11 protein-coding genes and 1 tRNA gene are annotated in these 12,634 nt (G+C 53.9%); 3 read left to right on the forward strand and 9 right to left on the reverse strand.

What is annotated here, in order from left to right; genetic code table 11:
- Window positions 1-150 precede the first annotated feature (150 nt).
- On the reverse strand, window positions 151-1,626 hold the full coding sequence (ilvC, locus tag RTM06_RS21485) for a ketol-acid reductoisomerase (protein ID WP_256697795.1): 1,476 nt from the start codon (window positions 1,624-1,626) through the stop codon (window positions 151-153).
- A gap of 161 nt (window positions 1,627-1,787) precedes the next feature.
- Here ilvC and ilvY point away from each other — a divergent pair, with 161 nt between their 5' ends.
- On the forward strand, window positions 1,788-2,669 hold the full coding sequence (ilvY, locus tag RTM06_RS21490; protein ID WP_265302733.1) for an HTH-type transcriptional activator IlvY: 882 nt from the start codon (window positions 1,788-1,790) through the stop codon (window positions 2,667-2,669).
- On the opposite strand, the gene ilvA is transcribed toward ilvY, so the two are convergent.
- From ilvA to ilvL, 6 genes are all read right to left on the reverse strand, one after another.
- The gene (gene ilvA, locus RTM06_RS21495; RefSeq protein WP_265302735.1) at window positions 2,670-4,217 is read right to left on the reverse strand and encodes a threonine ammonia-lyase, biosynthetic; all 1,548 of its coding nucleotides are present in this window, start codon (window positions 4,215-4,217) and stop codon (window positions 2,670-2,672) included.
- 3 nt (window positions 4,218-4,220) lie between these two features.
- Window positions 4,221-6,071 (reverse strand): dihydroxy-acid dehydratase, encoded by a 1,851-nt coding sequence (gene ilvD / locus RTM06_RS21500; protein WP_256697798.1) that lies wholly within the window; start codon window positions 6,069-6,071, stop codon window positions 4,221-4,223.
- 62 nt (window positions 6,072-6,133) lie between these two features.
- Entirely contained in the window at window positions 6,134-7,063 is a 930-nt protein-coding gene (locus RTM06_RS21505; protein WP_007888821.1) for a branched-chain amino acid transaminase, read from the reverse strand.
- A gap of 18 nt (window positions 7,064-7,081) precedes the next feature.
- A complete protein-coding gene (gene ilvM, locus RTM06_RS21510; RefSeq protein WP_008106624.1) occupies window positions 7,082-7,339 on the reverse strand; it encodes an acetolactate synthase 2 small subunit in 258 nt (85 codons plus the stop codon).
- Window positions 7,336-8,982: an acetolactate synthase 2 catalytic subunit gene (gene ilvG / locus RTM06_RS21515; protein WP_312184660.1), complete on the reverse strand. Its 1,647-nt coding sequence runs from the start codon at window positions 8,980-8,982 to the stop codon at window positions 7,336-7,338. The genes ilvM and ilvG overlap by 4 nt, the downstream gene beginning before the upstream one ends.
- A gap of 149 nt (window positions 8,983-9,131) precedes the next feature.
- On the reverse strand, window positions 9,132-9,230 hold the full coding sequence (ilvL, locus tag RTM06_RS21520) for an ilv operon leader peptide (RefSeq protein ID WP_071531048.1): 99 nt from the start codon (window positions 9,228-9,230) through the stop codon (window positions 9,132-9,134).
- Window positions 9,231-9,558: 328 nt separating this feature from the next.
- Here ilvL and RTM06_RS21525 point away from each other — a divergent pair, with 328 nt between their 5' ends.
- Window positions 9,559-11,079, forward strand: coding sequence for a YifB family Mg chelatase-like AAA ATPase (locus RTM06_RS21525; RefSeq protein WP_312184662.1), 1,521 nt, complete (start codon window positions 9,559-9,561; stop codon window positions 11,077-11,079).
- 30 nt (window positions 11,080-11,109) lie between these two features.
- Here RTM06_RS21525 and RTM06_RS21530 read toward each other — a convergent pair whose 3' ends face one another.
- Window positions 11,110-11,448 (reverse strand): DUF413 domain-containing protein, encoded by a 339-nt coding sequence (locus RTM06_RS21530; RefSeq protein WP_008106616.1) that lies wholly within the window; start codon window positions 11,446-11,448, stop codon window positions 11,110-11,112.
- A gap of 121 nt (window positions 11,449-11,569) precedes the next feature.
- On the opposite strand from RTM06_RS21530, the gene hdfR reads away from it, so the two are divergent.
- Window positions 11,570-12,391, forward strand: coding sequence for an HTH-type transcriptional regulator HdfR (hdfR, locus tag RTM06_RS21535; protein ID WP_312184663.1), 822 nt, complete (start codon window positions 11,570-11,572; stop codon window positions 12,389-12,391).
- 105 nt (window positions 12,392-12,496) lie between these two features.
- Here the strand turns inward: hdfR and RTM06_RS21540 are convergent.
- A tRNA-Trp gene (locus tag RTM06_RS21540) sits at window positions 12,497-12,572 on the reverse strand.
- Between the last annotated feature and the right edge of the window lie 62 nt (window positions 12,573-12,634).

Consider the following 12,634-nt stretch of genomic DNA (forward strand, 5'->3'; position numbering starts at 1 on the left):
GCATGTGGCAGCATCTTCCTCCCCCATTTATGGGGGAGGACCGAGGAGGGGGACACCGAGCACATACATAGCGGGACAGCGAGCACCAATAATAAAAAACCCCGGCAAGCCGGGGTTTTTTATTGTGCTGAAAACTGTGTCGTGCGTGGCTTAGCCAGCGACAGCGATACGTTTCATATCGGTCATGTAGCCACGCAGTTTGCGGCCTACAGATTCGATTGGATGCTGACGAACGGCTTCGTTGACGTCACGCAGCTGCGCGTTATCAACCTGCGTACCTTCGATCGCTTTGCCCAGATCGCCCGGCTGCAGCGTGGTCATGAACTCTTTCAGCAGTGGAACTGCCGCGAAGGAGAACAGGTAGTTACCGTATTCTGCGGTATCGGAAATAACCACGTTCATCTCATACAGACGCTTACGTGCGATGGTGTTAGCAATCAGCGGCAGCTCGTGCAGTGATTCGTAGTAAGCCGACTCTTCGATGATGCCCGCGTCAACCATGGTTTCGAACGCCAGCTCAACGCCTGCTTTCACCATTGCAACCATCACGACGCCTTTGTCGTAGTATTCCTGCTCTTCGATTTTGCCATCAAACTGTGGTGCATTTTCGAATGCGGTTGCGCCGGTCTCTTCACGCCATGTCAGCAGGTTTTTGTCGTCGTTAGCCCAGTCAGCCATCATGCCTGAAGAGAATTCGCCAGAGATGATGTCATCCATGTGCTTCTGGAACAGGGGTGCCATGATGGTTTTCAGCTGCTCAGACAGCGCATAAGCACGGATTTTCGCCGGGTTAGACAGGCGATCCATCATCAGCGTAATGCCGCCGAACTTCAGGGATTCGGTGATGGTTTCCCAGCCGAACTGAATCAGTTTTTCGGTGTAAGCCGCGTCGTGACCTTCAGCCACCAGCTTGTCGAAGCACAGCAGAGAACCGGCCTGCAGCATACCGCACAGGATGGTCTGCTCGCCCATCAGGTCAGATTTCACTTCCGCAACGAAGGAAGATTCCAGCACGCCCGCACGGTCGCCGCCGGTCGCTGCTGCCCAGGCTTTAGCAATCGCCATGCCTTCACCTTTGGGATCGTTTTCCGGGTGAACGGCGATCAGCGTAGGAACACCGAAACCACGCTTGTACTCTTCACGTACTTCAGTACCCGGGCACTTCGGTGCCACCATCACGACGGTGATGTCTTTACGGATGGTTTCGCCCACTTCAACGATATTGAAACCGTGTGAGTAACCCAGCGCAGCGCCATCTTTCATCAGCGGCTGAACAGCCTGAACCACAGCAGAGTGCTGCTTGTCTGGCGTCAGGTTAACCACCAGATCGGCCTGTGGGATCAGCTCTTCGTAAGTCCCCACTTTGAAGCCGTTATCGGTCGCTTTGCGGAAAGAGGCACGCTTCTCAGCAATCGCTTCAGCACGCAGGGCATACGCCACGTCCAGACCAGAATCACGCATGTTCAGGCCCTGGTTCAGACCCTGAGCACCACAACCAACGATGACCACTTTCTTGCCTTTCAGGAAGCTAGCGCCATCTGCGAATTCGTCGCGTGACATGAAACGACATTTGCCCAGCTGCGCTAACTGGTTGCGCAGATTCAAAGTGTTGAAGTAATTAGCCATGGGTACTCCGGTTAGATGTTGTGTTTGTTTTTGTTCAGTAACGACGTTGTCTCTTACGCCGCGAATGACCCCATCATATGACAGGAAATCCGTTGCTTAAATTGATATATTAGCAAGGTCACATTGCAAAATTTGCAACATAACCTTGAGGCGATACGCGCATGGATTTAAGAGACCTGAAACTCTTCCTTCATCTGGCTGAAAGCTGCCACTTTGGCCGCACCGCGCGTGCCATGCACGTCAGTCCTTCAACCCTATCGCGCCAGATTCAGCGCCTGGAAGAGGATGTCGGTCACGCGCTGTTCCTGCGTGATAACCGCACCGTGACGCTGACCGAAGCCGGTGAGCGTTTGCGCCAGTTTGCGCAGCAGACGTTGCTGCACTATCAGCAACTGCGGCATGTGATGGATCTTAACGGGCCTTCACTGAGCGGCGAGCTGCGCCTGTTCTGCTCGGTGACCGCCGCTTACAGCCATTTGCCGCCGATTCTCGATCGCTTTCGCGCTGAACATCCGCAGGTAGAGATCAAACTTACTACCGGTGATGCCGCCGATGCGATTGAGATGGTGCAATCCGGTGACGCCGATCTCGCCATTGCCGGTCGCCCTGAATCGCTGCCGGCCAGCATAGATTTTACGCCACTGGGCCTGATTCCGCTGGTGCTGATCGCCCCGGCGCTGCCTTGTCCGGTACGCAATCAGGCAACGCAGGAGCAACCCGATTGGGCGCAGATTCCGTTTATCCTGCCGGAACAAGGACCTGCACGCCGTGGTATCGATTTATGGTTCCGCCGCCAGCGCATTCCCAATCCACAGATTTATGCCACGGTTTCTGGTCATGAGGCGATTGTGTCGATGGTAGCGCTGGGATGCGGTATTGCGCTGTTGCCGGATGTGGTGCTGGAGAACAGCCCAGAACCGGTGCGCAATCGCGTGTTAACGCTGGAGAATGTGGAGTCAGTCGCGCCGCTGGAACTCGGCGTTTGCGTACAAAAAAAACGGCTCGGAGAGCCGCTTATCAATGCGTTCTGGCACCAGCTATAGTTACTGCCCGGCGAGGAAGAAACGGAACGCCGGGTTGCTCGCTTCGTCATGCCATTCGTAACCCAACGCGGTGAGATGGGTTTCGAAATCCGGTTCCTGATCGTTGGCTTCAAAGGCTGCCAGTACGCGGCCATAATCGGTGCCGTGGCTGCGATAATGAAACAGCGAGATATTCCAGTGTGCGCCAAGCGTCTGCAGGAACTTCAGCAGCGCGCCCGGTGCTTCCGGGAATTCAAAGCTGAACAGGCGTTCGCGCAGCGGCTTCGATGGACGTCCGCCCACCATGTAGCGCACGTGCAGCTTGGCCATTTCATCATCCGACAGATCCACCACGTTATAACCGGCTTCGCTCAGTTGGCTGATGATCTCACTGCGCTCCTCCAGCCCGCGCGTCAAGCGCACGCCGACGAAAATGCAGGCGTTATCCGCATCCGCGTAGCGATAGTTGAACTCAGTGATTGAGCGTCCGCCGATGGTCTGACAGAATTTGAGGAAACTGCCCTGCTGTTCTGGAATGGTGACCGCCAGCAGCGCTTCACGCTGTTCGCCCAGTTCGCAACGCTCGGAGACATAGCGCAAGCCGTGGAAGTTGACGTTAGCGCCCGACAACACGTGCGCCAGGCGCTCGCCTTTGATGTCGTGCATCTGGATGTACTTCTTCATGCCCGCCAGCGCCAGCGCACCTGAAGGTTCCGCCACGGCGCGCACATCTTCGAACAGATCTTTCACTGCTGCGCAAATCGCATCGCTATCCACCGTGATGATGTCATCAAGATACTCCTGACACAGGCGGAAGGTTTCGCTGCCGATGCGTTTGACCGCCACGCCTTCAGCAAACAAGCCCACGCGCGGCAAATCTACCGGCTCTCCGGCATCCAGCGCCGCCTTGAGACAGGCCGAATCTTCCGACTCCACGGCGATCACTTTGATCTGCGGCATCAGCTGCTTGATCAGCACCGCCACGCCCGCCGCCAGACCGCCACCGCCGACCGGCACGAAGACGCGATCGAGATGCGCATCCTGCTGCAGCAACTCCATCGCCAGCGTGCCCTGCCCGGCGATCACCGCCGGATGGTCAAACGGAGGTACGAAGGTGTAACCCTGCTGCTCCGCCAGCTCAATCGCTTTGGCTTTCGCCTCGTCGAAGTTGGCACCAAACAGATAAGCCTCACCGCCAAATGCGCGTACTGCATCAACCTTGATGTCTGCCGTGGCCAGCGGCATCACAATCAGTGATTTAATGCCAAGCGTGCTGGCCGAGAGTGCCACGCCCTGCGCATGGTTGCCGGCCGAAGCCGTCACCACGCCGCGCGCTTTTTGCTCTTCGTTCAGCCCGGCAATCATCGCGTAAGCCCCGCGCAGCTTGAAGCTGTGCACCGGCTGACGATCTTCACGCTTCACCAAAATGGTGTTGCCAAGACGCGATGAAATTTTTTCCATTTTTTGCAGCGGCGTCACCTGAGCAATTTCATACACCGGTGAACGCAGCACTGCGCGCAAATACTCCGCGCCGTTTGGCGTCGCGGAGAGCGGTTGAGACTCAGCCATGGGTTAGCCTCCCAGCTTAGACTTATCGCGCACCGCGCCTTTGTCAGCGCTGGTCGCCAGTGATGCATAGGCGCGCAGGGCAAAGGAGACTTCACGCACACGGCCGTGCGGGGTATAGGCCGCATCGCCACGCGCTAGCTCTTCTTCACGACGGGCGTGCAGTTCGTTATCCGGTACCGCCAGCTTGATGCCACGGTTCGGGATATCGATTTCAATCATGTCGCCATCTTTCACCAGCGCGATGGTGCCGCCGCTCGCCGCTTCCGGAGAGGCGTGACCAATCGACAAGCCCGACGTACCGCCAGAGAAGCGACCATCGGTGATCAGTGCGCAGCTTTTGCCGAGGCCCATGGATTTCAGATAGGTGGTCGGATAGAGCATTTCCTGCATGCCCGGCCCGCCTTTTGGTCCTTCATAACGGATTACTACGACATCGCCAGCCACCACTTTGCCGCCAAGAATTGCTTCAACCGCATCATCCTGGCTTTCGTAGACTTTGGCCGGGCCTTTGAAGGTGAGGATCTCTTTGTCTACACCCGCAGTTTTAACGATGCAGCCATCTTCCGCGATGTTGCCGTAAAGCACGGCTAAGCCGCCATCCTGCGAGTAAGCGTGTTCGCGAGTACGAATACAACCATCGGTACGATCGTCATCCAGCGTGTCCCAACGGCAATTCTGCGAGAACGCCTTGGTGGTACGAATACCAGCAGGACCGGCGCGGAACATATCCTTCACCGCCTGATCTTTGGTCAGCATGATGTCGTACTGATCCAGGGTTTCACGCATGCTCTGCTGCAAGATGTTGCGCGCGCTGGTGTCGATCAAACCGGCGCGATCCAATTCACCGAGAATGGCGATAACGCCACCCGCACGGTGCACATCTTCCATATGATATTTCGGCGTACTTGGCGCCACTTTACACAGCTGCGGTACTTTGCGAGACAAGCGATCGATATCGGAGATGTTGAAGTCGATTTCGCCTTCCAGCGCCGCTGCCAGCAGGTGAAGAACGGTGTTGGTGGAACCGCCCATGGCTATATCCAGCGTCATCGCATTCTCGAACGCCGCTTTGGTGGCGATGTTACGCGGCAGCATGTTGACGTCATCCTGCTCGTAATAACGTTTGGTCAGGCTAACGATGCGCTTACCGGCATTGATGAACAGCTCTTTACGATCGGCATGCGTGGCCAGCAGTGAACCGTTACCTGGCTGAGATAAGCCCAGCGCTTCGGTCAGACAGTTCATCGAGTTGGCGGTGAACATACCGGAACAGGAACCACAGGTTGGGCAAGCAGAACGTTCGATCTGATCGCTGTCGGCGTCGCTGACGTTCGGGTTGGCGCCCTGAATCATGGCATCAACCAGATCCAGTTTGATGATCTGATCAGACAGTTTGGTTTTACCGGCTTCCATCGGGCCGCCCGACACAAAGATCACCGGAATGTTGAGGCGCAGTGACGCCATCAGCATGCCTGGGGTGATTTTGTCGCAGTTGGAGATACAGACCATGGCATCGGCGCAGTGCGCGTTGACCATGTACTCCACTGAATCGGCAATCAGCTCGCGTGAAGGCAGTGAATACAGCATGCCGCCATGACCCATGGCGATACCGTCATCCACCGCAATGGTGTTGAACTCTTTAGCCACGCCGCCAGCTGCTTCGATTTCCTCAGCAACCAGTTTGCCAAGATCGCGCAGGTGCACGTGGCCCGGTACGAATTGGGTGAATGAGTTGACCACGGCGATAATCGGCTTACCGAAATCGTCGTCGGTCATTCCTGTCGCGCGCCACAAGGCACGGGCACCGGCCATGTTACGTCCATGGGTGGTGGTGGCGGAACGGTACTTAGGCATGCTCTATTTACTCCAGTAATAATCAGGTTGCGGGCGCCATCTGACGCCCGCAAAAAATCTCGTTATGCGTTAACCGGATCCAACCAGCCCCACTTGTCTTCCGTCTCGCCAGTGAACAGGCCAAAGAATGCCTTCTGGATACGACCGGTGACCGGACCACGTTTACCTTCGCCGACCTGAATGCCGTCGACGCTACGCACCGGCGTAATCTCCGCTGCTGTACCTGACATGAAGACTTCGTCGGCCAGATACAGGGATTCGCGCGACAGAACCTGCTCACGCACTTCGATACCCATGTCTTGCGCCAGCTTGATGATGGCGTCACGGGTGATGCCCGGCAGCGCTGAAGAGGTGAACGGTGGCGTGAACAGAATGCCATCTTTCACTTCGAATAAGTTTTCGCCAGCACCTTCTGAAATATAGCCGTTGGTGTCGAGGGCGATACCTTCCTGATAGCCGTGGCGGCGCGCTTCGCTGCCTACCAACAGTGAGGAGAGATAGTTTCCACCCGCTTTTGCGGCGGTCGGCAAGGTGTTTGGTGCAACGCGGTTCCACGAAGAAACCATGGCGTCGATACCGTTTTCCAGCGCTTCAGCGCCCAGGTAAGCACCCCAAGGGAAGGCAGCGATGATTACATCGGTGGTGTAGCCATCTGGCGGATTCACACCCAGACCCACGTCACCCACGAAGGCCAGCGGACGGATATAAGCGCTTTTCAGTTTGTTCACGCGGATCACTTCGCGGCACGCTTCCATCAACTCATCAACGCTGGCTTTAATCGGGAAACGGTAAATTTTAGCGGATTCATGCAGACGCTTCATGTGCTCACGGTGGCGGAACACCACTGGACCTTTGTGTGAGTCGTAGCAACGCACGCCTTCAAACACAGAAGTACCGTAGTGCAATGCGTGAGACATAACGCTGACCTTGGCGTCTTCCCACTTAACCATCTCACCATTGAACCAAATAAAGTCTGCTTTCTTCGTACTCATTGCTTTTTCCTTTGGCGACTATGCGCGGATTTGTTGTGTTGTCTGTTGTTGGATCTCGACGCAAGCGACATCCATAAGTTTGCTTAACTGCGAAGACAGTAAATCGACTGAGCGTTGGCTGGCAACGGTCATTTCGATATTAATGTTCTCCGCATTGACCGCGGAGGCCATATTCATTGCACACACCTGGAAACCACGGTGACGCACGACACGCAAAATGCGCTCCAATATTTCAGGACGAAAGCGGGCTTCGATAGACAATTGATGCTGATTCATGCGGTTTTCTCCATCATGTTTGCGTTGCTGGCACCCGGCGGTACCAATGGCCAGACGTTTTCATGCTCATCTATCGAAACATGCAGGAAGTAAGGACCTTCACTGTTCAGCAGAGCATCGAGGGCGGCGTCGACCTGATCTTTACGGCTAATGCGCTGGCCTGGGATATCAAAGGCGCTGGCCAGCGTGAGGAAATCGGGGTTATCGGTCAGAATGGTTTCGCTGTAGCGACCATCAAAGAACAGTTGCTGCCACTGGCGCACCATGCCGAGACGCTGGTTATCCAGTAGCAGAATCTTCACCGGCAATTTGCCGCGCTTGATGGTGCCCAGCTCCTGAATGTTCATCATGATAGAGCCATCACCAGATACGCAGATAACCGTATCTTCAGGACGCGCAACCTGCGCACCAATCGCCGCTGGCAGACCAAAGCCCATGGTGCCGAGGCCGCTGGAGGTGATGAAGTTTTCTGGTGCGGTGAAACTCATGTGCTGGGCGGCCCACATCTGGTGCTGGCCGACGTCGGTGGTGACCACGGCGCTATCCGCTTTACGATCGGACAACTGCTTCAGCAACAACGGCGCGTAGATTGCTTCGCCTAGGTGATCGTAACGCCAGTCAAACTCTGTTTTCATCGCGCTGACTTCTTGGCGCCAGCCATCAATGTGCATTGGCATGCTCAGTGCGGGCAGCACCTGATTCATATCGCCCTGCAGTGAAACGTGCGCGCGGCGCAGTTTGTTCAGCTCGGCAGGATCGATATCGATATGGATGACGCTGGCATGCGGGGCGAAGGTATCCAGCTTGCCAGTGACGCGGTCGTCAAAGCGTGCGCCGACGGCAATCAGCAAATCACAGGATTGTACTGCGAGGTTAGCGGCTTTGGTGCCATGCATGCCCAGCATGCCCAGATAGAGATCGCTGCTGGCATCCGCGCTGCCGAGACCTTTTAGGGTGGAAACCATCGGGATACCGGTCTCCAGCGCCATGGCACGTAAGGCAGGGACCGCCTGCGCCATACCAACGCCGCCACCGATATACAGCATCGGCTTATGTGACTGCGCCATCAATGCGCGCGCCTCCGCAATGTGCTGCGCTGAGTGGCTGACTTGTTCCTCAACCGGCAGCAGATGTGGCGTCAGTTCGCCGTTGGCGATTTGAATGTCTTTTGGGATATCAACCAGAACCGGGCCGGGACGACCCGATTGCGCAATGGCAAAAGCTTCTGCCATCACTGAAGGTAAATCATCAAGCGAATCAACGAGGAAACTGTGTTTGGTGCAGGCTAAAGATAAACCGAGAACGTCAATTTCCTGGAAGGCGTCGGTGCCGATAAAGGCCGATGAGACCTGGCCAGTGATTGCTACAACCGGGATCGAATCCATCATCGCATCTGCCAAACCGGTGATCAGGTTGGTGGCGCCCGGACCCGAAGTGGCGATACAGACGCCAGTCTTGCCGGTTGCGCGGGCATAACCGATGGCCGCCATCACCGCACCCTGCTCATGACGGCACAGTAGGTGTTCCACGCCGCCATCGTAGAGCGCATCGTACACTGGCATGATTGCGCCGCCAGGATAGCCAAACACTGTATCGACACCCTGCGCGCGTAAAGCCTGAACTACCCACTGTGCACCTGTCATGGTTATTCTCCTGTATTCCTAGGGGAACAACAGAATTTTATGCTACTGCTCATAATCTGTTCCTCGCTAATTTGCTGATATTTAACCTGGTTAAAAAAAAACCCCCGGACCTTTCGGTGCGGGGGTTTTTGGAATTCCAGACTTGATTTTTAAGCCTTTCTTTCTCCAAGCGATGCCCCGCACGGTGGGATAATAATCACCACCACGCTAATCACGACTAGGCTAATCACTTGTAGAAGGGCTTTCATGTGTTGTTTGTTTTTTCGATTGTTCGAAGTAATACCTACAGAGTTATCATAGTTAGCACGTCATTGACAATAATTTTCATTGGGAATTTTTATGACGGCGCTGGCGGTTGTGCGTTATCACATTGTAAGTAATAGGTTATTTACATTTGTGATAAATATTCATAACGCCCACGTCGTTATTTTCATTTGCGGTTTACGAACAGGCTCTGATTTTCAGTGAAACCACTGCAATAATTAGGGAATGTCAGGAATCTGGTTCTGATGTTGAGCAGTTAGCCATTGTTCATCCACCTGGCTGCTCTCAAGATAAAGACAACAAGGAGCTGTTATGTCTTTATCGAAAGTATTAACACGAGCTGCGCTGGGAGTTCAGGCTCCGCTGGTGACGGTGGAAGTACACATCAGCAATGGCTTGCCGGCCCTGACGCTAGTTGGGCTGCCTGAAACCACGGTAAAAGAAGCGCGGGAACGGGTGCGTAGCGCGATTATCAATAGCGGATTCACCTTCCCGGCGAAACGCGTCACCATCAATCTGGCACCTGCCGATCTGCCAAAAGAAGGCGGACGCTATGATCTTCCCATCGCTATCGCCATTCTGGCAGCCTCTGAGCAGCTGCCAGACGCAAAACTAGGGCAATATGAATTCCTGGGGGAGTTAGCGCTTAACGGCGCGCTCTGTGGCGTTCAGGCCGCTATTCCGGCGGCGATGGCGGCGCTGCAAGCGGGCAGACAAATGGTGTTAGCTGAACAGAATCAACAGGATGTCGGGTTGATTCAACAAGGCGAGACGCTGGTTGGCAAACATCTGGTAGAAATCTGTGCGTTTCTGCATAACAAAACTACCCTCACCGTCGCGCATTATCACCCAGAAACGCTTGAACAGGAAAAGCAAGACCTCAGCGATATCATCGGTCAGGATCAAGGACGACGTGCACTGGAGATAACTGCAGCTGGCGGGCATAACCTGTTACTGATTGGACCGCCGGGCACCGGCAAGACGATGTTGGCAACGCGTCTGCCCGGTATCATGCCGCCATTAGACGACCAGGAAGCGCTGGAGTGCGCTGCTATCGCCAGTCTGGTAAGCAGTGGCAATCTCCATCATCAGTGGCGCAAACGGCCGTTCAGAGCGCCTCACCATAGTGCATCACTCTATGCGCTGGTTGGTGGCGGTTCCTTGCCGCGGCCAGGGGAAATATCATTGGCACACAACGGTGTGTTATTTCTCGATGAACTGCCCGAGTTTGAGCGCAGAACGCTGGATGCGTTGCGCGAGCCGATTGAATCCGGGGAAATCTCAATATCGCGCACACGCGCTAAAGTGACTTATCCCGCCCGCTTTCAATTGATTGGCGCAATGAATCCTAGCCCGACCGGGCATTATCAGGGCAATCATAATCGCTCATCACCTCAGCAGGTGTTGCGCTATCTCAATCGCCTATCAGGACCTTTTCTCGATCGTTTTGATTTATCGTTAGAAGTTCCACTTCTTCCGAGCGGATCGCTGAGTAAGAAACAACAAGTCAGTGAAAGCAGCGCTGAAGTTTTAACTCGCGTCCTTGCCGCGCGACAGATTCAAACAGCGCGCAGCGGAAAAGTGAATGCTCATCTCTCAAACCCGGAGATTTTACGTTGGTGTCCATTGACGCAGCTGGATGCGGAATGGCTGGAAGAGGTGTTAAATTCGTTGGGGCTTTCAGTACGTGCCTGGCAGCGGATTTTAAAGGTGGCGAGGACAATCGCTGATTTAGCAGGTGAAGAGCAGATTACGCGGAGTCATTTGCAGGAAGCAGTGGGATATCGCAGCATCGACCGCTTAATGATCTATCTGCACAAAACTCTGGAATAAAAAACGGGGCTTATATAAGCCCCGCTATTCTTAATCATCGCTATCGCTAAAATCTTCCACCGTGTCCATCTGCGGCTTGCCGCCAGATAGCGTGTGGAAACGCTTAGGTCGCTTGATACGTGCGGTATATTTTGACCATACACGTTCAGCTTCCGTTTGCGGCTCACGAAGACCACGACATACTTCTAAAAATGAACGCTCTTCTTCTGTAATGGGTTCACGCTTAGCGAGATCCAGTTCATTAAAGGCGTAACCGTGGCGCTCCAGAAGCTGAGCTTCTTTAATGGTGAAATCACCATGACGCGAAAAACCACGTGGGTAATGTTTGTTATCAAAGAAACGATTTGTTGTTGCGAAGCTATCCGCCATTTTACACGCTCCTGACTCTCATATGGCCGTGCTATTTATGGCGCGGAGTATTAGATAGGCTTGACAGAGTGTAAAACAAAACATTTAAATCAGTACGACAAACAATTTTTGGGAGAATGCAGTGGATACGGAATTACTGAAAACTTTCCTCGAAGTGAGCAGAACACGCCATTTCGGGCGTGCTGCTGAAGCGCTTTACCTCACGCAATCTGCCGTTAGTTTTCGCATTCGTCAGCTGGAAAACCAGCTGGGCGTAAATCTTTTTACTCGTCACCGTAATAACATCCGGCTGACTTCAGCGGGCGAGCGTTTATTACCCTATGCCGAAAGCTTGATGAGTACCTGGCTGATGGCCAAAAAGGAAGTTTCACATACACAGCAGCATCATGAGCTTTCAATAGGAGGTAGCGCATCCCTTTGGGAAGCGTATTTAACTCCTTGGTTGCAAACACTTTATGAGAATCGCGAAAGCCTCCATATTGAGGCACGCATCGCCCAACGACATTTGCTGGTCAAGCAGTTGCATGAACGTCAGTTGGACCTATTGATCACGACCGAAGCACCAAAAATGGATGAGTTAACCAGCCAGCAAATAGGTCATATTTCTCTCGCATTATTCCGGGCGCGCAAAACTGAGAAGCGTGAAAAATATGACTATATCAAGCTGGAATGGGGCGCAGATTTTCATCAGCATGAAAGTTATCTGTCCAGTGATGATGTCCCTGTATTAACTACGACATCGGCACATTTAACGCGCGAATTACTGCATACCACCGGTGCATGTGCATTTTTACCTGATTTTTGGCACGGCATTTATAGTGATTTGATGGTTATTCCAGATACACCCGTCGCCGTGCGACCGTTATATGCGGTGTGGCTGCAGAATAGCGATCAGCAAAGTCACATTCGTCAGCTGCTTAAATATCCGGTTTTGACACAATAAGATAATTAATGAGGGAGTTTGAGTGGATCACAGTGAAACTCAAACTCATTTCACTGCCAAATTTTGGACAAAAAAAATCCTTTGCCGAAGCAAAGGATTATTTTCTGGCAGGGGCGGAGGGACTCGAACCCCCAACACCCGGTTTTGGAGACCGGTGCTCTACCAATTGAACTACGCCCCTAATTAGGGTGGCGGAACGGACGGGGCTCGAACCCGCGACCCCCTGCGTGACAGGCAGGTATT

The organism is Pantoea sp. CTOTU46764 (assembly GCF_031974595.1).
In the GTDB taxonomy this organism is placed as follows: Bacteria; Pseudomonadota; Gammaproteobacteria; order Enterobacterales; family Enterobacteriaceae; genus Pantoea; species Pantoea trifolii.